The sequence below is a fragment of the Bradyrhizobium sp. HKCCYLR20261 genome (genome assembly GCF_051168435.1).
Taxonomy (GTDB): Bacteria; Pseudomonadota; Alphaproteobacteria; order Rhizobiales; family Xanthobacteraceae; genus Bradyrhizobium.
In genome coordinates this window covers 17248-43658 of the sequence record NZ_JBNPUZ010000024.1, presented here as the reverse complement: position 1 = coordinate 43658, position 26411 = coordinate 17248, and the positions used below count along the sequence as shown (strand labels likewise).

Annotated in this window: 22 protein-coding genes; 13 read left to right on the top strand and 9 right to left on the bottom strand. The window is 66.9% G+C overall.

Translation table 11 applies throughout. The annotated features are described in order from the left end of the window. Positions 1–5: 5 nt before the first annotated feature. Positions 6–1631 (bottom strand): hypothetical protein, encoded by a 1626-nt coding sequence (locus tag ACQR1L_RS32570; RefSeq protein ID WP_434862004.1) that lies wholly within the window; start codon positions 1629–1631, stop codon positions 6–8. 81 nt (positions 1632–1712) lie between these two features. Here ACQR1L_RS32570 and ACQR1L_RS32565 point away from each other — a divergent pair, with 81 nt between their 5' ends. Next, positions 1713–1895, top strand: a complete 183-nt coding sequence (locus ACQR1L_RS32565; RefSeq protein WP_434862003.1) for a hypothetical protein — start codon at positions 1713–1715, stop codon at positions 1893–1895. Between the two features lie 147 nt (positions 1896–2042). Here ACQR1L_RS32565 and ACQR1L_RS32560 read toward each other — a convergent pair whose 3' ends face one another. The 5 genes from ACQR1L_RS32560 to ACQR1L_RS32540 all read right to left on the bottom strand — a co-directional run bounded on the left by ACQR1L_RS32560 (position 2043) and on the right by ACQR1L_RS32540 (position 9132). After that, positions 2043–3485 (bottom strand): hypothetical protein, encoded by a 1443-nt coding sequence (locus tag ACQR1L_RS32560; RefSeq protein ID WP_434862002.1) that lies wholly within the window; start codon positions 3483–3485, stop codon positions 2043–2045. A 1420-nt stretch (positions 3486–4905) separates the two neighbouring features. Beyond that, complete coding sequence (locus ACQR1L_RS32555; protein WP_434862001.1) at positions 4906–6369, bottom strand: L,D-transpeptidase family protein; 1464 nt, start codon at positions 6367–6369, stop codon at positions 4906–4908. Positions 6370–6663: 294 nt separating this feature from the next. Further along, on the bottom strand, positions 6664–7626 hold the full coding sequence (locus ACQR1L_RS32550) for an acetyl-CoA carboxylase carboxyltransferase subunit alpha (protein ID WP_434862000.1): 963 nt from the start codon (positions 7624–7626) through the stop codon (positions 6664–6666). A 231-nt stretch (positions 7627–7857) separates the two neighbouring features. After that, positions 7858–8814 (bottom strand): site-specific tyrosine recombinase XerD, encoded by a 957-nt coding sequence (gene xerD / locus ACQR1L_RS32545; protein ID WP_434861999.1) that lies wholly within the window; start codon positions 8812–8814, stop codon positions 7858–7860. A 171-nt stretch (positions 8815–8985) separates the two neighbouring features. Further along, entirely contained in the window at positions 8986–9132 is a 147-nt protein-coding gene (locus ACQR1L_RS32540) for a hypothetical protein (protein WP_008966351.1), read from the bottom strand. A 330-nt stretch (positions 9133–9462) separates the two neighbouring features. On the opposite strand from ACQR1L_RS32540, the gene ACQR1L_RS32535 reads away from it, so the two are divergent. The 3 genes from ACQR1L_RS32535 to ACQR1L_RS32525 all read left to right on the top strand — a co-directional run bounded on the left by ACQR1L_RS32535 (position 9463) and on the right by ACQR1L_RS32525 (position 12660). Next, complete coding sequence (locus tag ACQR1L_RS32535; RefSeq protein ID WP_434861998.1) at positions 9463–10137, top strand: shikimate kinase; 675 nt, start codon at positions 9463–9465, stop codon at positions 10135–10137. Beyond that, on the top strand, positions 10134–11282 hold the full coding sequence (aroB, locus tag ACQR1L_RS32530) for a 3-dehydroquinate synthase (RefSeq protein ID WP_434861997.1): 1149 nt from the start codon (positions 10134–10136) through the stop codon (positions 11280–11282). The genes ACQR1L_RS32535 and aroB overlap by 4 nt, the downstream gene beginning before the upstream one ends. A gap of 73 nt (positions 11283–11355) precedes the next feature. Next, positions 11356–12660, top strand: coding sequence for an HlyC/CorC family transporter (locus ACQR1L_RS32525; protein ID WP_434861996.1), 1305 nt, complete (start codon positions 11356–11358; stop codon positions 12658–12660). A 19-nt stretch (positions 12661–12679) separates the two neighbouring features. Here ACQR1L_RS32525 and ACQR1L_RS32520 read toward each other — a convergent pair whose 3' ends face one another. Beyond that, complete coding sequence (locus ACQR1L_RS32520) at positions 12680–12949, bottom strand: BolA family protein (protein ID WP_434861995.1); 270 nt, start codon at positions 12947–12949, stop codon at positions 12680–12682. Between the two features lie 110 nt (positions 12950–13059). On the opposite strand from ACQR1L_RS32520, the gene ACQR1L_RS32515 reads away from it, so the two are divergent. Beyond that, positions 13060–13704 (top strand): J domain-containing protein, encoded by a 645-nt coding sequence (locus ACQR1L_RS32515; RefSeq protein WP_434861994.1) that lies wholly within the window; start codon positions 13060–13062, stop codon positions 13702–13704. A 39-nt stretch (positions 13705–13743) separates the two neighbouring features. On the opposite strand, the gene ACQR1L_RS32510 is transcribed toward ACQR1L_RS32515, so the two are convergent. Beyond that, a complete protein-coding gene (locus ACQR1L_RS32510; RefSeq protein ID WP_434861993.1) occupies positions 13744–14832 on the bottom strand; it encodes a citrate synthase/methylcitrate synthase in 1089 nt (362 codons plus the stop codon). A gap of 82 nt (positions 14833–14914) precedes the next feature. Between ACQR1L_RS32510 and ACQR1L_RS32505 the strand changes: the two genes are divergently transcribed. Further along, positions 14915–16138, top strand: coding sequence for a citrate/2-methylcitrate synthase (locus ACQR1L_RS32505; protein ID WP_434861992.1), 1224 nt, complete (start codon positions 14915–14917; stop codon positions 16136–16138). Between the two features lie 10 nt (positions 16139–16148). Here ACQR1L_RS32505 and ACQR1L_RS32500 read toward each other — a convergent pair whose 3' ends face one another. Then, positions 16149–16805, bottom strand: coding sequence for a DedA family protein (locus ACQR1L_RS32500; RefSeq protein ID WP_434861991.1), 657 nt, complete (start codon positions 16803–16805; stop codon positions 16149–16151). Between the two features lie 300 nt (positions 16806–17105). Between ACQR1L_RS32500 and cobS the strand changes: the two genes are divergently transcribed. From cobS to ACQR1L_RS32465, 7 genes are all read left to right on the top strand, one after another. Next, positions 17106–18104, top strand: a complete 999-nt coding sequence (cobS, locus tag ACQR1L_RS32495; RefSeq protein ID WP_035647724.1) for a cobaltochelatase subunit CobS — start codon at positions 17106–17108, stop codon at positions 18102–18104. A 144-nt stretch (positions 18105–18248) separates the two neighbouring features. Further along, entirely contained in the window at positions 18249–20150 is a 1902-nt protein-coding gene (gene cobT / locus ACQR1L_RS32490) for a cobaltochelatase subunit CobT (RefSeq protein WP_434861990.1), read from the top strand. A gap of 70 nt (positions 20151–20220) precedes the next feature. Then, a complete protein-coding gene (locus ACQR1L_RS32485) occupies positions 20221–21297 on the top strand; it encodes an esterase-like activity of phytase family protein (protein ID WP_434861989.1) in 1077 nt (358 codons plus the stop codon). A gap of 97 nt (positions 21298–21394) precedes the next feature. Beyond that, a complete protein-coding gene (locus ACQR1L_RS32480) occupies positions 21395–22507 on the top strand; it encodes an NADH:flavin oxidoreductase/NADH oxidase (protein ID WP_434861988.1) in 1113 nt (370 codons plus the stop codon). A 170-nt stretch (positions 22508–22677) separates the two neighbouring features. Continuing rightward, positions 22678–24516, top strand: a complete 1839-nt coding sequence (locus tag ACQR1L_RS32475) for an RDD family protein (RefSeq protein WP_434861987.1) — start codon at positions 22678–22680, stop codon at positions 24514–24516. A gap of 149 nt (positions 24517–24665) precedes the next feature. Continuing rightward, positions 24666–25766 carry an LLM class flavin-dependent oxidoreductase gene (locus ACQR1L_RS32470; RefSeq protein WP_434861986.1) on the top strand — a complete coding sequence of 367 codons (1101 nt, stop codon included), beginning with the start codon at positions 24666–24668 and terminating at the stop codon, positions 25764–25766. Between the two features lie 60 nt (positions 25767–25826). Then, positions 25827–26252, top strand: a complete 426-nt coding sequence (locus tag ACQR1L_RS32465) for a hypothetical protein (RefSeq protein WP_434861985.1) — start codon at positions 25827–25829, stop codon at positions 26250–26252. Positions 26253–26411 lie beyond the last annotated feature (159 nt).

Here is a 26411-nt window from a genome sequence, read left to right as displayed (position 1 = left end):
GCGTCTCAGCCGTGCAGCCCGACGAGATGCGCGTCGCTGGTCTGGGTGGCCAGCACATGCGTCAGGTCGAACACCGGGGCCTCGTCGTGATGCGCCCCGCCTGACGGGACGATGCCGTCGTCGGCAACGAGGTCCGGCGGATCCCAGCTCGCGACCGAGGACTCCTCCGGCAGCAGGATGGCGCTGTCGTGAGGCTCCGGCGTGAGTGACGGCGCCGGCAGATCGAGGCCCGCCGCTGCGGTCTCCCAGAAGCCGCCCGCGCCATGACCGCCGGTCTCGCCCGGCTGCACGGGGGATGCCGCATCGCCGGCCTTGCCGCCCGCGCCGAGCAGATCGCTCAGTGCATTGCCGGCCCGGTCGGCGATGGAGCTGCCGATGTCGTCGAGCTGGTGCTCCAGCCAGTTGCCTGCCGCCTTGCCCAGGCCATCGGCCGCGCTGCTGGCCGCGCCCGCGAGGTCGCCCTTGGCGAGATCGTCCATCACGTCGGTGCCGTCGAGCATCGCATGGCCGACGTCACTGATCGCCGCGCCGACGTCGCCGCCGATCTGGCGGCCCACGGTGTCGACGAACGCGCTGCCGGCGCGCTCGACGGCTTCGTCGAGGCCATGGAGCACGGTTGCAACGTCGGCGCTGGCATCGGCCAGCGCCTCGGCGCCATGCTTCTGCGCTTCGAGCACCTCGGTCGCGGCGTCGGCGGCGTCGCTGCCGAGCCGGCCGACGTCGTGCAGCGCCGCGTCGATATCGCCGCGGCCGAGATCGTCGGCCACCCGTCCGGCATCATGCGACAGCTGGTCGGCGCCCGAACCAACGGCATGGCTGAGCTCGCCGCCGGCATCGGTGAGCTTGCCGACGCCGTCCTCGATCGCGCCACCGACATGGTGGAGCGTGTCCTTGGCCGCCTCGCCATAGCCATGCGCGAGATCGCCGTAGAAGTCGCCGACCGGTCCGCCCACGGCCTCCGCGCCGATCTGGACGGCACCGGCCACGAGGTCGGTCTCGCCGGCCGCGATCGCGACCACCGCCTCGACGGCGCCTTTGGCGAGCGCGCCCATCGCATGCTCGTAGTCCTGCGCGAGTTCGCCGGCGATGCCGGCCGCGGTGCCCGCCATGTCCAGGGCCGCGGAACCCAGGCCGCTGGCACCGTCGACGACGGCATGCGCGATACCGGCGGCGGCATGGCCGAGATCCTGGCCGATGTCGGCCGCGCCCTGGGCCGCGTGGCCGGCGACGTCGCCGGCACCCGCTGCGAGATCGCGGCCGAAGTCCTTGGCGTCTTCCAGCGCGCCACCGATATCACCCTCGGCGAGATGCGACAGACCGTTTGCGAGATCGCCGCCCAGCTTGCCGCCAGTGTCCAGCAGGTCGCCGGCAATGTTGCCGGCGGCACGGCCGGCATCGGTTGCGGCATCCACGACACCGTGGCCGAGCGCGCCGGCACCTTCGCCGATGGCGCCGATCACCTCGTCGGCGCCATGCAGCGCTTCCGCGGCCAGCTGGCCTGCGCCATGCGTCACGGTGTTGAACGCATCCTCGGCGCTTTCGGCGATGCTCTCGCCGGCGTCGACCGCCGCATGGACCAGGCCGCCGGCCACCGACTGGAATTCGTGCACGCCGAGCTCGACCGTCTTCACCGCAGCATGCTCGATGGCTTCTGCGATCGCTGCTGCCGCTGCGGCTGCGGTATCGACAACGTCGCCAACTAAGTCCGCAAAGTGCTCGGCGATATCCCGGAAGCCGCCGGCCGCACCGCCGACCGCGTCTTCCACCGCGTCGACAACATCTTCGACGGTATCGACCGCATCATCGACTGTGTCTTCTACAAAGTCTTCAATGTCATCCCACCAGCCCATCTCATCCTCCTCGGTTTGTGTGAGCGTGGCGGTGTTGTCTCATGAACGGGGGATGAACTCCGTGTGGAACATCACTCAAAGGTTGTTTCGTGATGTCTACTCGCTGGCAGCAGGTTCGTCGACATCACAAACAAGCCGCCGCGCAGACGACCTGCGCGGCGGATGTCGATCAGAGACGATGGGGTTGCTGTCTCAGCCGTGCAGCGTGAAGTGATGCGCTTCCGGCATCTGGAAGACGTGGCTGAAGTCGTGGTGCGGAGCGTCATGCGCGCCGCCGGCGTGGCCCATGTCGACATGCGGCGGGACGATGCCGGTGTTGCCGCTGTGGTGATCGAGGCCATGGTCGCCGGACACGTCGGCGATAACAGGGTGGTGCGACGAGCCGTCGCCATGCAGCGGACCACCAAAGCCCAGACCCGTGCCATGTCCGTCATGGCCGTTGTCGCTGGCTTGGTGGATCGCCTGCGCGATCTGGTCCCAGAAGCCGCCCTGATGACCGTGGCTGCCCTCGTGGCCGCCGCCGAGCAGGTCACCGGCGAGCTTGAACAGATCGCCGAGCGCCGCGCCGGCATTGCCGTGGCTGAGATCGCTGGCGAGCGCGCCGAGGTCGTGGCCTATCGTGCTGGCCTGGTGGCCGACCGCATGCGTCAGGTCGCTGGCGACCTCGGTCAGGCCCGACACACCGGCGCTGACCGCATGGTTGATGCCGTTGGTGACGCCCGAGCCGAGCGTATCGGCGGCGTGCGCCACGTCGGAGATGACATGGCCGAGCGGCCCGCCCACCAGGTGGCCTGCGTTCGACACCGCATCGGTGATCACACCGAGCGCGCCGTGGCCCAGCGAGGCGCCGACGTCGAGCCCGCCCTTCACCACGTCGCCGGCCAGATGGATGCCGTCGGCGCCGACATGCGCGGCGGTGTCCGCGATCGTGCCGGCCATGCCGAGCGCGCCGTGACCGATCGCACCGGCCGCTTCCAGCCCGGCCTGCCCGAGGCCGACCGCGCCATGGACGGCATCGCCCACCGTGGCGATCACGCCATGCGCCAGATCGCCGCCGACCTTCACGCCGCCGTTGACGATATCGCTGCCCATATGCCCGATGTCGTGGGCGACGCCGCCGAGATCGCCGTGGACGAGGTGGTTGAGGCCGGAGGCGACGTCGCCGACCACGTGAGCGCCGGTGTTGGCGATGTCGCCGGCGACATGGCCCGCGGTCGAGACGACGTCCTGAACGCCATGAATGATGCTGCCGCCGACCGCCGCGCCGGCATGTCCGACCGCGTTGACGACGCCGCCAATGGTGTGGATGGCCTCGCCGCCGAGGTGACCGATGCCGTGCGCGACATCGCCCACGACGTGCCCGACGTCACCAACGACGTGACCCACGGTGTGCGCCACGCTGTTGGCGACATCGCCGACCGTATGCGTGACCTTGCCGATGGTGTGAATGACCGAGCCGCCGAGATGCCCGACCTCATGCGCGGCGCCGCTGACGACATGCCCCACGGCGTGCCCGACATCGCTGGCCGCATGCTCGACCGTATGCACCACGCTCGAAGCGGCGCTGCCGACGGCATGGCCGACATCCTTCACCACCGATCCGACCGCATGTCCGATTGCATCAAAGAGACCCATTGTTCTGCTCCCTCGGTTAGTCACCTCACCGTGGGTGACGGCCGCTTTGTCGCAGACCCCGAGCGATCGCTCAGTGAGCCGTGTCACGCAGCGGCTCGATGGGAAGATTCAGGGCAGGCGAGGGCGATCGGGATTGCGCATCAAAGCACGAGCACGGCGCGCTCCGAGTCGCCGCCGCGGGGATGAGTCGTTGCTGTCAGGAGGGCAAGCTCGTCAGGCTCCCTCCCCCCTTGTGGGGGAGGGTTGGGGAGGGGGGTAGCCGAGAGGACAGTGGGTGTGGCGACCCCCCGCCCTAGCCCTCCCCCACAAGGGGGGAGGGAACGATCTCAGGCGAGGAGGGAGCACGGCTCATCAAGTCCATAGCAAGTCGGTCGCGGTCAGCGGGCCAGCTGTGATATGCCGCCGCGCGTCTGCGCGCCGAAGCTCATTTCTCCTTTGCGCTCAAGCTGATTTGGGCTGTCCAGTCCTATCAGTAAAAATATTCCGCTTTATGATTTCGGAAAATCATGATCTTATCTCCCTCGTCCCGCCTCATCGACGAGGGGCGCTGCGCGGTCGTCACGAAGCGTGGAGTGCGGGATGTGGTGGGCGGGCCGGTTTGCAGCGTGAGATGATCGCGCCGACGAACAGATTGGTCCGCACGGTCAAGTCGCGTGGTCCTGACACCCCGATGCTGGTGTCCCGCGCAAGGCGCGAGAAGCGCCTTGTCGCGACAAGGTGGCCAGAAAGCCCGGTGCACCTGGGAGAGCGCGAAGCAGCCGTAAAGCCATCGCGCAGGGAGGGCCGGGTCGTTCCGGCTGGACCTGTGGTACCTGCCGCCTGCATTTTTTCCGCAGGCGGGCCACGGGCCTCAGTCGAGGCCCGGCTCTCCCTGCACCCTCGGTTTCGCAAGAGGGTGAGATCGATGCATCACTCGGACGCCAGGCGCGCCGCGAGACCGATTCGCCATGTTCTGCACCGCTCGCGCAACAACCTCGATGTCATCACCCGCGCAGGCGGGTGATCCAGTACGCCGCGGCAGTCATGAATGACCGCACTGCCGGTGGAGTACTGGATCGCCCGCCTGCGCGGGCGATGACAGCGGGGACGATCGGACGATGAGGCGCGAGAATGACGAATAGGCGTGAGATGAACGAGCGGGACCGACAATCTCCGCTGTCGTCCCGGACAAGCCGGGACGCGCAAGGCGCGTCGCGGCGCAGATCCGGGATCCATGCTCCGACGGGTGAGGCACGCTGGAGCATCCAGTTCGCGCAGCAATTCCGGCCGGTGGTTATGGATCCCGGCGTTCGCCGGGATGACACCGGTTGCTTGGATGCCGACGCGGACCTATCGACACCAGGTGCGGACAGCGGCGACGAAGCAGATCGGGCGGTCTGCCGACCTGAACAGCAATTCGCGCGATGCCGCCCTGGCCGTCCTACTTGAACCCGGCGAACCGGCTGTCGAACGAGTTCGACGGCAGCACGGGGGCGGCGCCGGAGACCAGGGAGGCCTGGGTCTGGGCGGAAGCCGAGGCCGTCGTTGCGGGCGCGTCGCTGGCGGCGGGCTTGAACGGCGGCCGTGCGGCGGCCTGCTTCGTCTCGGCCGGCTTGGTCTCAACTGGCTTGGCGACGGCCACCGGTTTCGGCGCGGGCTTGGCCTCCGCCGTCCTGCTCTCCGCAGGCTTGGTCGCCGCGGTGGTCTCGGCACCACCACCGATGCCGACCTTGCGGGCGAGGCTCGACATGAAGCTCGGCTTCTCCGGCGCGCTGACGGCCGCGACGCGCGTCGACGGCGCCGCTGCCGGTGCCTCCGTCGCACTGGCGGGCATGGCCTCGTTGGCCTCAGGCGCGCGCGGCGGGTTCACGTGACCCGGGATCGTGCCCGGAGCGGCCTGGAAGTTGGCGAGCGACAGGCCCGGCGCCTCGCCGGAGTCGGACAGGCCGGTCGACGCGCCCGGCACGCGCGAGGCGAAGATCGGATTCATGCCGCCGTCGATGCCGGTGTTGAGCTTGGCGACCGGCGTGCCCTTGGCGACCAGCTTGGCGTATTCGGCCTCGTCCGCCTGCTGCTTCTCGCGCACCGCGGTCGTGATCTCGTCGGGCACGACATAGGCCGGGCACTTGGCGGCGGCGTCGAACACCGGATCACGGGGCGCGCCCGGCGGCTTCTGGGCGTTGAAGACGTATTTCTTCTCGCAGAAGTCGACCTTGGGCTCCTGCCGGGTCACCTCGAAGGCGTCGTAGCCTTCCTTGATCATGCGCCAGAACGGCATGTTCGGATTGTTGCGGTGCTTGGCCATGTTCACCGGCGTCATCCGGAACGGGTAGGCCTGGAACTGGAAGGCGCGCTGGCCGCCGAAGAAGGACTCACGTCCCAGCGCGTAGATCTCGGCGATCTGCTCGTCGGTCATCGCGAAGCAGCCGCGCGACGAGCAGTCGCCATGCACCATCAGCTGCGAGCCGGTACGCCCGAGCGCCTTGTCGAAGGCGTTCGGATAGCCGGTGTTGAACGACAGATAATACGCCGATTGCGGGTTCATCTGGCCCGGATTGATCGAGTAGAAACCCTCCGGCGCCTGGCGGTCGCCCTCGCGCACCTTCGGGCCGAGATCGCCCGACCAGCGGCAGATCGGATAGCTCTTCAACAGCGCGAATTTGCCGGAGCGGTCCTGCTTCCAGACCTCGAGCTCGGCCTCCTGCTTGAACACGCGCACCAGGATCGGCGACTGCGGATCCATGTCCTTCTCGCCCATCGCGGCGACGAGCTTGGGCGGCACCGGCTGATTGGCCTTGGCATTGGTGGCGAGCGCCATCTGATCGCTGTTGCAGCCGGCCAGCAGCGCGCCGGCGGCCAACGCCGCGGAGGTCATCAGGACCCGGACGAAAGCGCGGTTGATCAAAGCAAAGCTCCCCGCAAACCCAGCATGCCGCGAACCCCACTCTCGTTTCGATCGATCGGCCGGGAAAGCTGGACAGATCCCAGGTCGACCGCGCGTCATGCCCACGTCAAACCAATGATTAAAATTGTACCCTTTGGCCCTGGGAGCCGCAACCCGCGCTGCGGCGGTGCCGCGGCGCGGTGGCCCTCTTGGTCAACAAGTCCTAAACATCAGACCCTGCCGGCAGGGCCGAAATGCGGCCAAACGGCTGGAAAGACTCACGAAACCGCGAGCGGGGGACTCCGGAAGGCCGGCTCAGCTCAGCTTGCGGCCGATCTCGATGAATTTCTGCCGGCGCTGCCTGCGGATGGCATCGGCATCGAGGCCCTTCAACTCGTCGAAGGCCTGGGCGATCGCCTCGCCGGTGGCCGCGATCATCGCGGCGGGATCGCGGTGGGCGCCGCCGACCGGCTCCTTGAGGATGGTGTCGACCACGCCGAAGCGCAGCATGTCCTGCGCGGTGATCTTCATGCTGTTGGCGGCTTCCTGCGCCTTGGTGCCGTCGCGCCACAGGATCGAGGACGCCGCTTCCGGCGAGATCACGCTGTAGATCGCGTGCTCCAGCATCAGGACCTTGTTGGCGGTGGTCAGCGCGATCGCGCCGCCCGACATGCCCTCGCCGGTGATGATGGCGACGTTCGGCACGCCGAGCGCCAGGCAGGCGTCGGTCGAGCGGGCGATGGCCTCGGCCTGGCCGCGCTCCTCGGCGCCAATGCCGGGATAGGCGCCGGCGGAATCGACCAGCGACAGCACGGGGATGCCGAACCGCTCGGCCATCTCCATCAGGCGCACCGCCTTGCGGTAGCCTTCGGGACGGGCCATGCCGAAATTGTGCTTGAGGCGGGATTCGGTGGTGGCGCCCTTCTCCTGGCCCATCACGCAGATCGGCTCGCCGCGGAAGCGACCGAAGCCGCCGAGCAAAGCGGCGTCCTCGCCGAACTTGCGGTCGCCGGCGAGCGGCGTGAACTCGGTGATCAGGGCGTTGACGAAGTCGGTGAAGTGCGGCCGCTGCGGATGGCGCGCGACCATGGTCTTCTGCCACGGCGTCAAATTGGCATAGAGCTCGGCCAGCGCCTGCCCGGCCTTCTCCTCGATCCGGCCGACCTCCTCGCCGATATCGGTGCCGGAGGCGGCCATCGCCCGGAGTTCATCGACCTTGGAATCGAGCTCGGCAACGGGCTTTTCGAAATCGAGGTAGCTGCGCATGGGATCCGGCATGGAAGAGCTGAAGGAAGAGCGCTGGGAGACGAAATCGGTTCGGCCTTCGGACCTGAAGCCGAACGGTTTCAGGAGCTTAAGGGTCGATCGGTGCCCAGCCTCCAGGCATCGCGCCGGGATCGCGGGCAGGATGGCGCTCTTTCGGGGCAGACGGGCGCGAAGTCAAGCGGGCGGCGCGTCACGCCCAAGGATTTGGTGTCGGATTTGGTTGCAGGAAGGTGTGGGGCGCGATCACGTCTCGGCCAGCGGGTGCAGGTCGCGCACCAGGCTCTTGAGCCGTTCCTCGACCACATGGGTGTAGATCTGGGTGGTCGAGATGTCGGTGTGGCCGAGCAGGGTCTGGACAATGCGCAGGTCGGCGCCGTTGTGCAGCAAATGGCTGGCAAAGGCGTGGCGCAGCACGTGCGGCGACACCAGCCGGGCGGGCAGGCCGCTCGCCACCGCGAGCTCCTTGAGGTCGCGCGCGAAGTGCTGCCGGGTCAGATGGCCGCTCTCGCCGAACGAGGGAAACAGCCATTTGCCGAACGTGGCGCTCGCCTTCTTCTCCGGCTTCTGCTTGTCCAGCATCGCCAGATAGTCGGCCATCGCCTGGCGCGAGGCCTGGTTCAGCGGCACCAGCCGCTCCTTGTTGCCCTTGCCGCGCACCACGATCATGCGGGCGTCGTTGCGCGCCGCCGTGCGCGGCAGCGCGACCAACTCGGAGACGCGCAGGCCGGTGGCGTAGAGCACCTCGAGCAGGCAATACAGCCGCAGCGCGCGCAGCCGCTGCGACGGCGAGACGTCGCCAGCCTCGGACAGCTCCTTGGCCTTGGTCAGCATGCGGTCGACGTCGCCGATCGACAGCACCTTCGGCAGGGCGCGCCCGCGCTTCGGGCCGGACAGGATCGCGGCCGGGTCGTCGGTCCGGATACGCTCGCTCAGCAGGAAGCGGAACAGATGCCGCATCGCCGACAGCCGCCGCGCCACGCTGGACGACTTGAATCCCCGGTTGTCGAGATCGGCGAGATAGTCGCGCAGCGCCTGGGTGTCGGCCGCGGCAAAGCTGTTGCTTTTGCGGGTGAGAAATTCGGAGAGATCAGTGAGGTCGCGGCGGTAGGCATCGAGCGTGTTCGCGCCGGCGCCCTGTTCCGCGGCCATCATGTCGAGGAACAGGCTCATCAGCCGGGCGTCGGAGGCCTTGACCTTCATGTGGTGAAATCCGCTGAGACCCGGGCGATCGAATCAGGACGAAGAGCTTGCGCCGGGACGTCGAGCGGTGACGGCAAATCTGGCCGATATCGCGGCGCCGGGCCGTCTCAGACAACCGCAAAATTCTTAAACAATGCCCTGTGGCTTTTCGGTTCGTCGCAGCCGCGCCGGCTACTTCTTCTGGAACTTGTCCGGCGGAATCGACACCGTCATCTCGCGCGGCTTAGGGTTGACGAAGTTGGCCAGCGCGTAGATCGCGCCATAGACCACGCCGACGATCACGGCGATCACGGTCAGGAAGCGGAACAGGCTGGGCATCAGGCTCGCGCAGGCCACCGGGAAGGGAACAGGTTCATCCAACATGTTCGCACCCGGCTGGCAAGTCCGGTCCTGCCGGCCAGTCGTCCCATAGCCCGTTGTTTTGCTCCGTCATTCCGGGGCGCCGCGCGCAGCGCGGCGAGCCCGGAATCCATAACCACAAGCAGATGTCGTGGGGCGGGATGCCCACCGCCAGCGTGCCCCATTCGCCATCCTGTGGGTATGGATTCCGGGCTCGCGCTTCGCGCGCCCCGGAATGACGTTCGGGATGGGCGCGACGCGGAACAGGATGCCTTTGAAAGCAGCAGGGCCTGGGTTAGAAGCGGAGGGATGACCGAGATGACCCAACCCGTACCCAGCCCAACCGCTCCGGAGGCCGCGATTGTCGCGGGTCTCGGCAAGCGGCTGATCGTGCTGGTCGGGATGATGGGCGCGGGCAAATCGACCGTCGGCCGGAGGCTGGCGGCGCGGCTCGGGTTGCGCTTCGTCGATGCCGACACCGAGATCGAGACCGCCGCCAGCATGACCATACCGGAGATCTTCGAATCCCGCGGCGAAGACTATTTTCGCAACGGTGAGGCACGGGTGATCGCCCGCCTGCTCGAAAGCGGGCCGGCCGTGCTGGCGACCGGGGGCGGGGCCTTCATGCGCGAGGAGACGCGCCAGCGCATTCACGACAAGGCCGTCTCGGTGTGGCTGAAGGCGGACGCGGACGTGATCATGCGCCGGGTCCGGCGGCGGGCTGACCGGCCGCTGCTGCAGACCGCCGATCCCGAAGGCACGGTGTCCCGGCTGCTGACCGAGCGCGAGCCGGTCTATCAGACCGCCGACATCACGATCTGCTCGCGCGACGTGCCGCATGACCGGGTGGTCGAGGATTGCCTGGAGGCGTTGCAGGCGTTCCTGTCGCCCGCGCCGGTCGCCGACACCGAGGGGCAGCCGGACGGGCCGCAACCCGATCCGATTCAGCCCGACCCTCCGCAGGCCATGAGCGCACTCCGATGACGGCACCCCTCAAGCGTTCCGATCCGATCATCGTCGACGTCGCGCTCGGCGACCGCGCCTATGACATCGTCATTGGCCGCGGCGTGCTGGCCACGCTCGGTCAGCGCATCGCGGCGCTGCGGCCGGGCGTGCGCACCGCCATCGTCACCGATCGCACCGTGGCTGCACATTGGCTGAAGCCGGCCGAGGCGATCCTGGCGGAGGCCGGTATCCCAACCTCGACCATCGTCGTCGAGGAGGGCGAGGGCTCGAAAACCTATGCCGGCCTGGAAAAGGTCAGCGAGGCGCTGATTGCCGCGAAGATCGAGCGCAACGATCTCGTCATCGCGCTCGGCGGCGGCGTGGTCGGCGATCTCGCCGGCTTCGCGGCCGCGATCCTGCGCCGCGGCGTCGATTTCGTGCAGGTGCCGACCTCGCTGCTGGCGCAGGTCGATTCCTCCGTCGGCGGCAAGACCGGGATCAACTCGCCGCAGGGCAAGAACCTGCTCGGCGCCTTCCATCAGCCGGTGCTGGTGATCGCCGATACCGCGGTGCTCGACACCTTGTCGCCGCGCCAGTTCCGGGCCGGCTATGCCGAGGTCGCCAAATACGGCCTGCTCGGCGACGCCAGCTTCTTTGCCTGGCTCGAGGCCAATCACGCCGACATCGTCAAGGGCGGCGCGGCGCGCGAGCATGCGGTCGCGACCTCCTGCCGCGCCAAGGCCGCGATCGTCGCCCGCGACGAGCGCGAGACCGGCGACCGCGCGCTGCTCAATCTTGGCCACACCTTCGGCCATGCGCTGGAGGCGATCACCGGCTTCTCCGACCGGCTGTTCCACGGCGAGGGCGTGTCGGTCGGCATGGTGCTGGCGGCGCAATTCTCGGCCGAGCTCGGCATGCTGCCGCCCGATGACGTCACGCGCATCGAGCGTCACCTTGCCGCGGCCGGCCTGCCGACCCATCTGCAGGACATCGCCGGCTTCGCCCAGGAGGGCGTCGGCGATGCCGACCGGCTTTTGGCCTTGATGGCGCAGGACAAGAAGGTCAAGCGCGGCAAGCTCACCTTCATCCTGATGGAAGCGATCGGCCGCGCTGTCATCGCCAAGGACGTCGACCCCGCGCGGGTCCGCGACTTCCTGCAGGCCAAATTGCAGCGCCGCGGCTGAGCGCGCGCTTTACGCCGCGTTGAGCAGTGGCGGCGCATCATCGGCGGCTTCCATCGAGAGCGACATCGGCGTCATGGACTGGTTCACACTTTCCGTTGTCATCCTCCTCCTCGCGGGCTCCGCCTTCTTCGCGCTGAGCGAGACCGCGCTGACCGGCGCCTCCCGCGCCTCGATGCTGCGGCTGTCCAAGCAGGGCAATCGCGATGCCGACGTGGTGTCGAGCCTGTTCGACATGCGCGAGCGGCTGATCGGCGCGCTGCTGCTCGGCAACAACATCGCCAATATCGGTGCTTCGGCGCTGGCGACCGGCATCTTCACCGCCTGGTTCGGCGAGGTCGGCGTGCTCTACGCGACCGGTGTGATGACCGCGCTGGTCGTGATTTTCGCCGAGGTGCTGCCGAAGACGATCGCGATCAACGCGCCGGACCGCGTGTCGCTGGCTGTGGCCCGGCCGATGCGCGCGACCGTGTTCGTGCTCGGTCCGGTGCTCGCCGTGATCGAGGCGATCGTGCGCGGGCTGATGCGGCTGATCGGCTTCAAGGTCGGAGCCAACCAGCCGATCCTGTCGCCGACCGAACGCCTGCGCGGCGCCGTCGATCTCTTGCATCATGAAGGCAAGGTCGAGAAGCAGGATCGCGACATGCTCGGCGGCCTGCTCGATCTGCGCGAGCTGCAGGTGTCGGACGTCATGGTTCACCGCACCGAGATGGTGATGGTGAATGCCGACCTGCCGCAGGAGGAGCTGGTGCGCGAGGTGCTGGCGACCGAGTACACCCGCATTCCGCTGTGGCGTGACACGCCGGAGAACATCATCGGCGTGCTGCACGCGAAGGATCTGCTGCGCGCGATCCGCTCGGCCGAAGGCGACGTGTCGCACATCGACGTCGCCTCACTCGCGCTGCCGCCCTGGTTCGTTCCCGAGATGCGCTCGGTGTCGGAACAGCTGAAGGCGTTCCGCCGCCGCAAGACCCATTTCGCACTGGTCGTCGACGAGTATGGCGAAGTCGAAGGCATCGTCACGCTCGAGGACATTCTGGAAGAAATCGTCGGCGATATCTCCGACGAGCAGGATGTGCAGGTCGCTGGTGTGCGCGTTCAGCCGGATGGATCTGTCGTCGTCGATGGCTCGGTGCCAATCCGCGATCTCAATCGCGCGATGGACTGGACCTTGCCTGATGAAGAGGCAACGACGGTGGCCGGTCTGGTCATTCACGAGGCGCGCTCGATCCCGGAGCGCGGCCAGAGCTTCACGTTCCACGGCTTCCGCTTTCGCGTGCTGCGGCGGGAGCGCAATCGCATCACCGCGCTGCGCATCGTGCCGGTGCCCCGTGGAGAAACGGAGGAGACACGGCCGCGCCGGGCCGGTACGGCGTTCTAATTGGTTGACGTTGCCGGGATCAGGCTTCGCCGGGCGCCTTCGCATGCAGCGCGAGCGCATGCACGGAGCCGGCAAGTTCCTCGGCCAATGCGGCGTTGATCAGGCGGTGGCGATCGACGCGGCTCTTGCCGGCGAAGGTCTGCGACACAATATACACGCGGAAATGGGTCTCACCGCTCTCGCGGTGTCCCATGTGGCCTGCATGCAGATGTGATTCGTCCTGCACATCGAGGCTTTCCGGAGCGAAAGCTTCGCGCAACTTTTCGATGATAGCATCCTGGGTCCGCATGGTCTCTGGAAATACGCATCAAATTATTTTTCGTCAATCGGCGGTCCCCGCCTGAGGTATTCGCAATGTCAAGACTTGAAGCTTTTCGCGTTGCGTAGTCAAAGTCCGCCATGCCGATCGATTCAAACAAATTCTTCGACTCCATCCGCATCAAGCCCAAGAAGGCGGCTTCGCGGCAGCCGGTGCGCGAGGAGGCTCAGCCCTGCCAATGGCCGGACTGCACGAACCGCGGCTCGCATCGCGCGCCCAAAGGGCGCGAGAACCAGCGCGAGTATTGGCACTTCTGTCTCGACCACGTGCGCGAGTACAACCAGTCCTATAATTTCTTCTCCGGCATGAACGCCGATGCCGTGGCGCGCTATCAGAAGGATGCGCTGACGGGACATCGGCCGACCTGGAAGATGGGCGCCAACACCGCGGGCAAGCGCGGCAAGGGCAATGCCGAGAGCGATCTCGGCGATGCATCGGATCCGTTCAGCGTGTTCGCGGAGATCAACGGCCGCGCCGGATGGCGGCCGGGTGCGCAGTCCGCGCCGCCGAAGACGGAGACGCGCAAGGTGTTCAACGCCGAGCGCAAGGCGCTGCAGGTGATGGGCCTCGGTCCCGACGCCACGCTCGAGGACGTCAAGGTCAAGTACAAGGCGCTGGTGAAGCAGCACCATCCCGACGCCAATGGCGGCGACCGCTCCACCGAGGATCGCCTGATCGAGATCATCAAGGCCTACAACTATCTCAAGACGGTGGTGAAGGGCTGACACGCGGCAGCGAGGCTGCCGCGCGTTGTATTTGAGATATCAGGGCTTAGGCCCAATATAGGCCGAGCTCGGCCGGATCAACCGCCCCGTCCGTTGTTGCTCTCTGGCGTGTGCGGTCCAGCCCGCGGCACGCGCCACCGCGAAGATCGGCGTGAACGCCTGGCGCGGAATCTTCAGCGCGTCGAGCAGGATGGCGGTGAAGAACTCGACATTGGTATCGAGCACCCGCTCCGGATTCTTCCGCCGCAGTGCCTGTCGGATATACGCCTCTACCTCGCTCGCGAACGGCAGGTCCGCCCCGCTCCCCGCCAGCCGCTCGATGGCAGACTTCAAGACATCGGCGCGAGGGTCACGCACCCGGTAGATCCGGTGCCCAAACCCCATCAGCCGCTCGCCCCGTCCAAGCGCCGCATCGACCCACGGCCCGATGTTCTCCCGCGTCCCGATCGCATTCAACATCTCCAGCACCGGCTCCGGCGCCCCGCCGTGCAGTGGGCCGGTGAGCGCGCAATAGCCGGCGGTGATGGCGGCGAACAGGTCGGCCTGGGTGGAGGCGACGACACGGGCGGCGAAGGTCGAGGCGTTCATGCCGTGATCGCTGACCGTCACGAGATAGGTGTCGAGCGCGGCCACCTCGCCATTGGAAGGCGTATCGCTGCGGACCATGCGCAGGGTGTCGGCAGCGTGGCTGAGGTCGGGATTCGGCGCGATCGTCCGCGCCCCTCGCGCGCGCTGAACCAGGGCGCCGGCGATCACCGGGCCGGCACCGACGATCGTCGCCTCGTCGTCGAGGCCGGCCTCGGGGCGCAGCGCTGCGATAGCGGCGCGGTAGCCGTCGATGATCGACAGGCCGGAGGTCGCGGCGAGCAGCTCCGGCAGCCGCGCGAAGGCGCGCTGGCGAGCCTGACCGAGGCTGGTACGGACGTCGGCCTCGTTGAGGCTGCGCTTGGTCGCCGCGCTCCAGAGCCGGGCGGTCACCCCCTCGAAGCCGCTGGCGGCGGCGAGGTCGGCCACCCGGCTACCGGCGATGATCAGCTCGCCGTGCTGGCCGTCGACATGGCTGAGCACGGTCTCCGCGGCGGGGACGCCGTCGAGGCCGATGGGGGACTTCGAGAGCTGGATGGTCATGGCGGGATCTCCTGCGTGAATGGTCACGCGGGGAAGATTCGCCCGGTCGACAGATTGATCAATCTTGATTAAGCTGATCAATATGAAAAAAGACAGTGGCCTTTACCTATCGGCCCGCGAGGCCTCCGCCGAGCTCGCGATCACGCCGGCCACGCTCTATGCCTATGTCAGCCGAGGGCTGGTCCGCTCCGAACCGTCGCCGGATTCGCGCAGCAACCGCTATCGCGCCGAGGACATCCGCGCGCTGAAGGAGCGCCGTGCGCCGGCGCCTGAGCCGCGCGCCTTCCGCAGCTTCGACGCCGACCTGCCGGTGTTCGACTCCGCCGTGTCCACGATCACCGAGGCCGGTCCGATCTACCGCGGCGTGAATTGTGTCGAGCTGTCGGAGCGGGATTCGCTGGAGCACGCGGCGACCCTGCTGTGGGACGTCACGGCAATCGATCCGTTCGCGCCCGAGAACATGCCGCACATTTCGGACGAGATGCGCCTGATTGCCGAGGCGGCGCGGCGCGCCGCGCCGATCGACCGCGCCATTGCTGTGCTGGCGCTGGCGACCCATGCAGATCCCGCTGCGTTCAATCGCGCCCCCGACGGCCGCGCCCTGGTCGGCGCGCGCATCGTTCGGCTGGTGGTCGCGACCATGCTGAATGCGCCGCCTTCTGCCGAGCCTCTGCATGTTCAGGTCGCGAAGGCCTGGGCGCCCGAGCACAAGCATGCGCCCGACCTGATCCGGCAAACCCTCGTGCTGCTCGCCGACCACGAGCTGAACGCATCGACCTTCACTGTCCGCTGCGCGGCCTCGACCGGCCTCAGCCTCTACGATGCCGTGATCGCCGGCCTCGCCGCGCTCAAGGGACCGCAGCATGGCGGCGCGGGCGTGCTGGCCTCGCAATTGGTGAAGACCCTCATCGATCGCGACGTCGCGCCATTGATCCGCGAGCGGGTGGCGCTGGGCGAGCGCTTCGCCGGCTTCGGCCATGGTGTCTACAAGCGCGGCGATCCGCGCGCGATCTCACTGCTGGAAGCTCTGACCCGCGCCGGCGCGCCGCGAAAATTCACGCGCGAGGTACCCGAGCGGATTGCGGAAGCCACCGGAGAGTTCGTCAATATCGACTATGCGCTCGCCGTACTGGTGCACAGCCTGCGGCTGCCGGCCGGCAGCGAGCTGGCGCTGTTTGCCATGGCGCGCTGCGTCGGCTGGATTGCGCATGCCTGCGAGCAGTTGCAGTTCGGCCGGCTGATCCGACCCCGTGCGCGCTATACAGGACCTATCCCGGGGCGCGCCGCGACCCTCGAGACGCTTTAGCGAAGCAGGCTCATTCCACCGTCCCCGCCGCCAGCTGAGTCTCGCGACGCTTGCGTAGCATCCGCAGCACCAGCCAGACCACGATCGTGCCGGCCACAGCCGCGAGGATCCAGGTCGACTTGGCGATATGGCTGTGATGCGGAATGCCGCCATAGCGGTGGAGCAGTTGCACGGCGAACACGCCGGGCAGCACATGGGCGCATGCCCACAGCACGATGGCCGGGATGTTCACGGCGTAGAACCGCGCCGGCGGAATGTCGAGCGCGCCCGCCGTGATCGGCACGACGGCGCGGATCGGCGCCACGAACCTCGCAAAGAAGATCGCGAGCGTGCCGAAGCGGTGGAAGAACGCCTCACTCTGCGCCACCAGGCGTGGATAGTTCGAGAACGGCCAGGCCGTCAGGATCTCCCGCTGCTGGCGATGGCCGACCCAGAAGGCGCTGCCGTCGCCGATCACGGCGCCAAGGATCGCGGCCGCCAGCACCCATTGCAGCGTCAGCTCGCCGCCCGGGATCAGCGCGCTCAGCGCCAGGATGATCGTCGTGCCCGGCACCACCGAGCCCACGATCGGAACCGCCTCCAGCAGCGCCGCCAGGAACAGAGTGAGATAGGCCAATCCCGCATGGGCGGAGACGAAGGCGATCAAGGGGTCGAGGAGATGGGCCACACGGATCCTGCGCGGTATGACGGAGACATGACGAACCCTTCGATAAGTAGGAACCCTACCCCCGAGTGCCACGTCAGAATGCTTCAGCGTGCCGTTCGCGGCCAAAAGGTGGCGTGATACGCAGGGCAGCCTTCCAAAAACATCGGCCCATGCCTATCTCGATGATATAACGACGGAACTTTGATCAAGGCTTAGGCTTCTGCCCGCGCGTGCTCTCTGCTAGGCTGGCGTTCGAAGCCCTTCAACCGCAGCCAAACCATGAAATCTGGTTTCGGGATTGCCCGGGACCTCGGAGGATGAATGACGACCGCCGCTACGACCAATGCGCAGGAGATGACCGGTGTGCCCGACATGAAGGTGTCGGTGCGGCAGGTGTTCGGGATCGACAGCGACCTTGAGGTGCCGGCCTTTTCCGCGACCGACCCGCACGTTCCGGAGGTCGATGCCGACTACCGTTTCGACCGTGCCACCACGCTCGCGATCCTGGCCGGCTTCGCCAAGAACCGCCGCGTCATGGTGACTGGCTACCACGGCACCGGCAAATCGACCCATATCGAGCAGGTCGCCGCCCGCCTGAACTGGCCGTGCGTGCGCGTCAACCTCGACAGCCACATCAGCCGTATCGACCTCGTCGGCAAGGACGCGATCGTGGTCAAGGACGGCAAGCAGGTCACCGAGTTCCGCGACGGCATCCTGCCCTGGGCCCTGCAGCACAACGTGGCGCTGGTGTTCGACGAATACGACGCCGGCCGTCCGGACGTGATGTTCGTGATCCAGCGCGTGCTCGAAGTCTCCGGCCGCCTGACCCTGCTCGACCAGAACAAGGTCATCAAGCCGCATCCGGCGTTCCGCCTGTTCGCGACCGCCAACACCATCGGACTCGGCGACACTTCGGGCCTCTATCACGGCACGCAGCAGATCAACCAGGGCCAGATGGACCGCTGGTCGATCGTCACGACGCTGAACTATCTGGCGCATGACGAGGAGGTCGAGATCGTGCTGGCGAAGGCCAAGCATTATCAGAACGCGCAGGGCCGCGACACTGTCAACAAGATGGTGCGGCTTGCGGACCTCACCCGCAACGCGTTCGCCAATGGCGATCTATCGACGGTGATGAGCCCGCGCACGGTGATCACCTGGGCGGAAAACTCCGAGATCTTCGGCGACATCGGCTTCGCGTTCCGCGTGACCTTCCTCAACAAGTGCGACGAGCTCGAGCGTCCGCTGGTCGCGGAATTCTATCAGCGCTGCTTCAATGCCGAGCTGCCGGAATCCGCCGTCAACGTTGCGCTGAGCTGATTGAAGGCGTCGTCCCGGCCTTGAGCCGGGACCCATACGTCGTGACGTTTCGGCGATGCGCCGGAGTTGGCGTCGACACGATGAGATGACCGCCGGTGGCTATGGGTCCCGGCGTTCGCCGGGACGACAGGCCGCAGGGACAAGATGACCACATCCAACAGCAAACTCCGTCCCGGTACCAAGGAAGCGCCGACCGAGCCGTTCAAGCGCTCGGTGACGGGGTGCTTGCGCGCGATCGCGCGATCGCCTGAACTCGAAGTTTCCTTTGCCGCCGAGCGGCCGGGGCTGGCGCCAGGCAAGGCGCGGCTGCCCGAGCCGGCGCGCAAGATGACCAAGCGCGATGCGGCGGTCGTCCGCGGGCACGCAGATTCGATCGCGCTCAAGATCGCCTGTCACGATCCGAAGATTCACCGCAAGCTGATCCCCGGCAATCCGCAGGCGCGCGGCGTGTTCGAAGCGGTCGAGCAGGCGCGCGTCGAGGCGATCGGCGCCAAGCGCATGGCCGGCGTCGCCAAGAACCTCACGGCGATGCTCGACGATCACTTCCATCGCGGCAAGTATGACGAGATCACCGACCGCGCCGATGCGCCGTTGTCGGATGCGCTCGCCATGCTGGTGCGTGAGCGGCTGACCGGCATGGCGCCGCCGAATGCGGCGCGCAAGGTGGTCGATCTCTGGCGCCCGTTCCTGGAGGATCGGATCGGCTCGCAGCTCGATGAGCTCGGCCGCTTCACCGAGGACCAGGCCAAGTTCGGCGATCTCGTCCACGATCTGCTGTCGGCGCTCGATCTCGGCGACGAGCGCAATGCCGACTCCGAAGAGGACGAGGACAACGACGACAACCGCGACGGCGACAACGACCAGTCCGGCGCCGAGGGTTCGCCAGAGTCCGATGCGGCCCAGGAGATGAGCGCCGACCAGGCGCAGACGACGTCGGACGAGATGTCGGAGAGCGCGATGGAAGCCGCGCAGGCGTCCGCCTCCGATACGCTCGACGACGGCGAGCTCGGCGACGACGAGACGCCGGGCGAGGCGACCCGGCCGAACCGCAACGGTGCCAACGAGCCGCGCGGCCCGGAATATCACGCCTTCGCGCCGAAGTTCGACGAGATCATCGCCGCCGAGGACCTGTGCGACCATGACGAACTGGAGCGGCTGCGCTCCTATCTCGACAAACAGCTCGCGCATCTGCAGGGCATCGTGGCGCGTCTCGCCAACCGGCTGCAGCGCCGGCTGATGGCGCAGCAGAACCGCGCCTGGGAGTTCGATCTCGAAGAGGGCATCCTCGATCCGGCGCGGCTGTCGCGCGTCGTGATCGATCCCTATCAGCCGCTGTCGTTCATGCGTGAGAAGGAAGCGACCTTCCGCGACACCGTCGTGACGCTGCTGCTCGACAATTCCGGCTCGATGCGCGGCCGGCCGATTACGGTCGCCGCGACCTGCGCCGACATTCTCGCCCGCACGCTCGAGCGTTGCGGCGTCAAGGTCGAGATTCTTGGCTTCACGACGCGGGCCTGGAAGGGCGGGCAGTCGCGCGAGGCGTGGCTTGCCGCCGGCAAGCCGGCCAATCCTGGCCGCCTCAATGATCTCCGCCACATCATCTACAAGGCCGCCGACGCGCCCTGGCGCCGCGCGCGGAAGAATCTTGGCCTGATGATGCGCGAGGGGCTGCTGAAGGAGAACATCGACGGCGAGGCGCTCGACTGGGCGCACAAGCGCCTGCTCGGCCGGCCCGAGCAGCGCAAGATCCTGATGATGATCTCGGACGGTGCGCCGGTGGACGACTCCACGCTGTCGGTCAATCCCGGCAACTATCTCGAACGGCACCTGCGCCACATCATCGAGGAGATCGAGACCCGCTCGCCGGTCGAGCTGATCGCGATCGGCATCGGCCACGACGTGACGCGCTATTACCGCCGCGCGGTGACGATCGTCGACGCTGAGGAGCTAGGCGGCGCCATCACCGAGAAGCTCGCCGAACTGTTCACCGAGACACACGCGGCGCCACAGCAGCCCGCGCGCGCACCGAAGCGCAAGCTGCATTGAGCCGCCGGCCGAGGGCCGGACGCGTCCCTCCTCCCGTCGGGAGGAGGTGGGGGAGGGGGCCCCGCTGACAATGCCGCTGCAGGCGATCTCCGACCGCAGGCGCTTCCTGGCGCTGACTCTCGGCGGAGTGTCAGCACTCGCATGGTCCGGCGGTGCGCTTGCACAGTCGGCGCCACCGCCGGTGCGCCGCCGCGCCGCTATCGACGAGCATTCCGTCACAACGGCCACCAAGATCGAGGTCAAGGCGCGGCCGCTGCCGTCATTCGATCTGCGCGACCGCACCCATCTGCGCTTCGGCATGCTGCACTATCGCAGCGGCGTCGCGCTGACCTCATCCTATCCGGGCTTCGGCGGGCTCTCCGGCCTCCGGCTCGATGCCAAGGGCGAGCGTTTCCTCGCGATCAGCGACAAGGGCGGCTGGTTCACCGGCCGCATCGTCTACTCCGGGCGTGAGATCGCGGGGCTCGCCGATGTCGAGGCGGCGCCACTGCTTGGACCTGACGGACGCCCGATCACGGATCGCGGGTGGTACGATTCCGAGTCGCTCGCCCGTGATGGCGACGTCGTCTATGTCGGCCTCGAACGCGTCAACCAGCTGTTGCGCTATGATTTCGCCAAGGGCGGTGTCGGCGCGCGGGGCGAGATCATTCCGCTGCCGCCGGCGGCCAAGCGCCTGCCCAACAACAAGGGGCTCGAAGCGCTGGTCGCGGTGCCAAAGGGATTGCCGCTTGCCGGCACCATCATCGCGATCTCCGAGCGCGGCCTCGATGCCAACGGCAACCTGCTGGCGTTTCTGATCGGCGGCTCGTCTCCGGGACCGTTCAGCATCGTCCGCAGCAATGATTTCGATGTCAGCGACGCCGTGCTGCTGCCGTCCGGCGATCTGCTGGTGCTGGAGCGAAAATTCTCGTTGTTCAATGGGGTCGGCATCCGCATCCGCCGCCTGTCGCTGGCGCAGATCGCGCCGGGCGCGCTTGTTGATGGCCCCGCGATCTTCTCAGCCGATCTCGGCCAGGAGATCGACAATCTCGAAGGCATCGATGCGCATGTCACGCCGGACGGCGAAACCGTGCTGACCCTGGTGTCGGACGACAACTTCTCGATGATCCAGCGCACCCTGCTGCTGCAGTTCACATTGCTGGAATGAGCTGCAACGCATTGCAGCGGACGCGTTGACCGCGCTCGCGCCATCGCGGACACTCGCTGATGAGATCACCCGATCAACTCACAGTCTGGAACCCCGCATGAGCGCCCTGTTCACTCCGATCAAGCTGCGCGGCCTCGAGCTCGCCAACCGCATCGTCGTGTCGCCGATGTGCCAGTACTCGGCCGAGAACGGCGCCGCCAATGATTGGCACTTCACCCACATCAACACGCTGGCGCTGTCGGGCGCGGCGATGTTCTGCATCGAGGCGACGCATGTCGAGCCGATCGGCCGCATCACGCCCGGCTGTCTCGGGCTGTGGGACGATACGACGGAAGCCGCGCTTGCGCCGATCCTGGCCTCGGTGCGCAAGCACTCCAAGACAGCGATCGCAATGCAGCTCGCCCATGCCGGCCGCAAGGCCTCAAGCCACAAGCCGTGGGATGGCGGCCAGCAGATTCCAATTGCGGATGGCGGATGGCAGACCGTCGCGCCGTCGGCGCTGCCGCACAAGGACGGCGAGCTCGCTCCGGAGACGCTCGACGCGGCAGGCCTCGCACGCATCCGCGACGCGTTCGTTTCCGCGGCGCAACGCGCCGCCCGCCTCGGCATCGACGCGATCGAGCTGCACGGCGCGCACGGCTATCTGCTGCATCAGTTCCTGTCGCCGATCGCCAACCAGCGCAGCGACGCCTACGGCGGCTCGCTGGAAAATCGCATGCGCTTCCCGCTGGAGGTCTTCGATGCCGTGCGCGCGGTCTTCCCCGCGGACAGGCCAGTCGGTGTGCGCGTGTCGGCGACGGACTGGGTCGCGGGCGGCTGGGATCTCGACCAGACCATCGCCTTTGCCAACGAGCTGAAGCGCCGCAGCGTCGATTGGATCGACGTGTCCTCGGGCGGCGTCTCGCCGCTGCAGAAGATCACGTTCGGGCCCGGCTATCAGGTGCCATTTGCCGAGGCCGTGAAGAAGGCGACGGGACTACCAACCATGGCGGTCGGCCTCATCACGCAGGCGCAGCAAGCCGAAGAGATCGTGACCTCCGGCAAGGCCGACATGGTCGCACTCGCCCGCGGCATGCTCTACGACCCGCGCTGGGGCTGGCATGCCGCCGCCGAGCTGGGCGGACAGGTCGCCGCCCCTCCGCAATATTGGCGCTCGCAGCCGTCGACGCACAAGGAGCTGTTCGGCCGGACGACCTTCGGTGCGCGCTAGGTGGAGACGCGATGATCCCACGTGATCGCATCTTCGTCTCCGGCGCGATCATTTCGGATCGGGTGGGGCCGACCTGCGACATCTTGTGACGATCCTCAAGTTCGGGTAACATATTCCCGCCCACACAACCGCTCTGTCCGACGCAACTCATAGCAGCCCTTCGGCGTCACGTGTCGAACCAAAGTCTTCACGACGAATTCGAGCGCGCTGGCGTGTGGCGTCGGGCAGGGGCGTTTTTCATTGATGCGCTGCTGGTCGTGATCCTCCTGCAGGCCGCTGGGATCGTGCTGTTCCCGCTGACACATGGCCGGGTGCAGTTTGCCGACGGCATCTACGCGACCAACTGCAGCAAGCGCGAGGCCGTACCGGATGGTGTGGCGGTCCCGCCGCAGTTCAATCCCACCGCGATCCTCGACTGCGAGCACCATCTGTTCGGATTGCCTTCGGCCCGGATGTTGCGCGTGGCGCGGATCACCCAGGATGGGCCGATCACCAAGGAGATTCATATCGACAGCATGCTCGATGCGGACGGCGTGCCGGTCAAGGGATTGTCGCTCGGGATCGTGCTGCTGCCCCTGCTGCTCGGCTTGCGCCTCATGCTCGACGTCCGGCGCGGGACCCCGGGCCGCCGGATCTGCCGCCTCCGGCTGGCTCAGAGCCACGGGGACGGTCCACCGCCCTTGCGCGCCGCCCGGCGACGCTATGGGATGCTGCTGCTGATCTTCGGTCCGGCGATCGCGTGGGCGCTGGCGCAGTCCTTCACGGCGGTCACGGCCCTTCCTGAAGATCTCCTTTTCGGGATTGCGGTCGCCGTCCTTTGTCCGCTTTTGATCGGAGGTCTGGTCGCTTGGCGGCAGATCTATGTGCGGGCGGACACCTGGTACGATCGCTTCGCCGGCACGCAGGTGGTTCGCGTTGAGCGGGACCGGCCGCCGATGACGGAGGTGGCTGGCGTCATGGCGCCATCGCCGCCGGAGCCCTCGCGGCAGAATTACATCATGCGGCATTGGCGTGGCCAGTTGTCGCTGCCGCTATCGTACTGGGTCAACGGGACGCTGCTCGGGTTTCTTGCTGGTGTCGCAGTCGCTGCCGCGAGCGCCCTCCTGTTTGATGGCGTAATCGACGATCATCCGACCGCCGGGTTGACGGCGCTCCTGATGATTTGGCTCATCCTGGCGCTCCTGATGCTCTGGCAGAACGTCGGCATCTGGCGATCGGCGACGGTCTATAGCGCGTCCGGGCGACCTGGCTGGGGCGGCGTCGCCAAAGTGATGGTCTTGCTCGGCATTGTCGGAGGGCTCTGGAATTTCGTCAGCAACGGCCTGCCTCAGATCGCCGAAATCGGCGACATCGCAACGGGCGACCAGCGCCTGGGTCCGCATCGATTCCAGGTTCTGGCCTATGGGGAGATGCTCGAATTCTCCGGAGGCATCAAATTTGGCGTCGCGCGGGAATTGGCCGAGCTGCTCGATGCCATGCCTGACGTGAAGACCGTCCGCCTCAATTCGCAGGGCGGCCGGATCCGCGAGGCGCAGCGCATGTCGGACCTCATCAAGGCGCGGGGACTTTCTACGTTGGTCGAGCAGACCTGCCTCTCGGCCTGCACGATCGTGTTCCTTGGCGGCACCGATCGGGCCGTGATGTGGAATGCCCGACTTGGCTTCCATCAACCCTCCTATCGCGGCCTGAGCGCCGCCGATCGCCGCGCCGCGATCGAGCTGGAGCAGACCCGTCTTCAGAAATTCGGCCTCAGCCGCGACTTCGCCGTCCGTGCCAACCAGGCCGAGCCGAGCTCGATGTGGTATCCTGAGTCGCGCGAACTGCTGCGTGAGAACGTTGCCACGCGCATCGTCGGCGGGCCGCCGAAGCCGGCCGCGATGGCGCCAGCCTCGCCTTTCACGTCGACCGAAAGGGGCACAACGCCCCGAGCCGCCGTGATTCCCGCGGACGTGCTGGATCGTTTTCGCACGCCGCCAAAGCCTGCATCCTCCTCCGCAGCCGACAAGTAGCTCCGCGTTCGCGCAGCCCCCTGGCCATCACGTGATGGGTCATGCGCGGTTGGGCGCTGATCCTGCTCGCAGGACGTGCTATGCTGGGTCGTGCGCAGCGATGCGTGCAGCGCAGCAGAGCAAAAAAACAAACGCGAGAGGAAAGCGCCATGGAAATTGGATACTTCACGATGCCCTCGCATCCGCCGGAGTGCGGGTTGAAGGAAGGGCAGGAGTGGGACTTGCAGGTCCTGCGCTGGCTCGATGAGCTCGGCTATCAGGAAGCCTGGATCGGCGAGCATCACACCGCGCCCTGGGAGCCGCATCCGGCGCCCGATCTGATCCTGGCGCAGGCATTCCGCGAGACCAAGAACATCCGCCTCGGGCCCGGCGGCTTCCTGCTGCCCTATCATCATCCGGCCGAGCTCGCCAACCGCGTCGCGATGCTGGATCATCTCTCCGATGGCCGGCTCAATTTCGGCATCGCCGCATCTGGCCTGCCGAGCGACTGGGCGATGTTCAACGTCGACGGCATGAGCGGCCAGAACCGCGAGATGACCCGCGAGGCGCTGGAGATCATCCTGCGTCTGTGGACCGAACCGGCGCCGTTCACGCACAAGGGCAAGTACTGGACAGTGACCAAGCCCGACGTGATGTTCGACTTCCTGAAGCCGCACATCAAGCCGGTGCAGGCGCCGCATCCGCCGATCGGCGTCGCCGGCCTGTCGAAGAACTCGGACACGCTGAAGCTCGCCGGCGAGCGCGGCTTCATTCCGATGAGCCTCAACCTCAACCCGGCCTATGTGTCGTCGCACTGGGATTCGGTCGAGGCGGGCGCGGCCAAGTCCGGGCGCAAGCCGAGCCGTAATGACTGGCGGCTGGTGCGCGAGGTGTTCGTGGCCGAAACCGACGAGGAGGCGTGGCGGCTGTCGACCGGCGACATGATGGGACGGATGATGAGCGAGTACTTCCTGCCTCTGCTCAGCCATTTCGGCTTCAAGGACTATCTGAAGCATTCGCCCGAGGTAGCCGACACCGACGTGACGGTGGACTATTGCGCCAAGCGCAACTGGATCATCGGCTCGCCGGCAACGGTGACCGAGAAGATCGAGAAGATCTGGCACGAGGTCGGCGGCTTCGGGACGCTGTGCGTGTTCGGCTTCGACTACAAGCACAAGCCGGAAGCCTGGCACAACTCCCTGCGGTTGCTGAAGCATGAGGTGATGCCGAGGTTGCGCCATCTCAATGCCGACATGACCAGGGCGGCGTAAGCTGTTTGATCAATCATGGCCGGACCGGCGGTCTCGCCGGTCCGGAGCAAGGGGGGTCTCATGCGCATCCGCGTCCGACGTTTTGCTCACGTCCTGGAGCGCTCGGGATTGGCCTTGGCCGGTGCGGCCTGCGGGGTGTTCGTCGGTGCTCACGTCGGTTCCAGCGTGCCCGCGCTGACCACCCAGGGCTTCCTGCTTCTGATGATGCTGTCCGGCGCATTCGGCTTCTATCTCGGCATCGACACGCCGCAGCTTCCCTTCCATCCGCATGAGGAAGGCACGCCTGCGGAACGGCGGATCGACGCGGCCGAGTTTCTCAGCGCGGTCGGCACCTTCCTCGCCACGCTGACCGCGTTCTTCGCCGTCGCCATCATCATCCTGCGCGAGGATCCGCACATCGTCTGGACCTCATTGATCATGGCGGGCTGGGTCATCGGTGTCATCATGCAGATCGTGGCGGGGGCCATTGCGCGGATCCGGCGCTGAATTCGTGATCAATTTTTGGGCTGATCCTGTCGCGAACTTCATCTGGTCCCCGCAGCGCGTGATCGTGCATGGCTTTGCGAGTTCTGCCGAACGGAACTAATTGATCCTCGCTGCCTGCGGGGACCTCGACGTTCATCCTGTCCCGCGGAACGCGGTTGT

Coding starts and splice junctions, on each gene's coding strand:
- ACQR1L_RS32520 (WP_434861995.1), bottom strand. CDS start 12,949: ATGCGGACCCAGGATGCTATCATCGAAAAGTTGCGCGAAGCTTTCGCT.
- ACQR1L_RS32560 (WP_434862002.1), bottom strand. CDS start 3,485: ATGGGTCTCTTTGATGCAATCGGACATGCGGTCGGATCGGTGGTGAAG.
- ACQR1L_RS32480 (WP_434861988.1), top strand. CDS start 21,395: ATGAGCGCCCTGTTCACTCCGATCAAGCTGCGCGGCCTCGAGCTCGCC.
- ACQR1L_RS32505 (WP_434861992.1), top strand. CDS start 14,915: ATGAAAAAAGACAGTGGCCTTTACCTATCGGCCCGCGAGGCCTCCGCC.
- ACQR1L_RS32470 (WP_434861986.1), top strand. CDS start 24,666: ATGGAAATTGGATACTTCACGATGCCCTCGCATCCGCCGGAGTGCGGG.
- cobT (WP_434861990.1), top strand. CDS start 18,249: ATGACCACATCCAACAGCAAACTCCGTCCCGGTACCAAGGAAGCGCCG.
- xerD (WP_434861999.1), bottom strand. CDS start 8,814: ATGAAGGTCAAGGCCTCCGACGCCCGGCTGATGAGCCTGTTCCTCGAC.
- ACQR1L_RS32540 (WP_008966351.1), bottom strand. CDS start 9,132: ATGCCCAGCCTGTTCCGCTTCCTGACCGTGATCGCCGTGATCGTCGGC.
- ACQR1L_RS32525 (WP_434861996.1), top strand. CDS start 11,356: ATGGACTGGTTCACACTTTCCGTTGTCATCCTCCTCCTCGCGGGCTCC.
- ACQR1L_RS32510 (WP_434861993.1), bottom strand. CDS start 14,832: ATGACCATCCAGCTCTCGAAGTCCCCCATCGGCCTCGACGGCGTCCCC.
- ACQR1L_RS32535 (WP_434861998.1), top strand. CDS start 9,463: ATGACCGAGATGACCCAACCCGTACCCAGCCCAACCGCTCCGGAGGCC.
- ACQR1L_RS32465 (WP_434861985.1), top strand. CDS start 25,827: ATGCGCATCCGCGTCCGACGTTTTGCTCACGTCCTGGAGCGCTCGGGA.
- ACQR1L_RS32485 (WP_434861989.1), top strand. CDS start 20,221: ATGCCGCTGCAGGCGATCTCCGACCGCAGGCGCTTCCTGGCGCTGACT.
- cobS (WP_035647724.1), top strand. CDS start 17,106: ATGACGACCGCCGCTACGACCAATGCGCAGGAGATGACCGGTGTGCCC.
- aroB (WP_434861997.1), top strand. CDS start 10,134: ATGACGGCACCCCTCAAGCGTTCCGATCCGATCATCGTCGACGTCGCG.
- ACQR1L_RS32550 (WP_434862000.1), bottom strand. CDS start 7,626: ATGCCGGATCCCATGCGCAGCTACCTCGATTTCGAAAAGCCCGTTGCC.
- ACQR1L_RS32515 (WP_434861994.1), top strand. CDS start 13,060: ATGCCGATCGATTCAAACAAATTCTTCGACTCCATCCGCATCAAGCCC.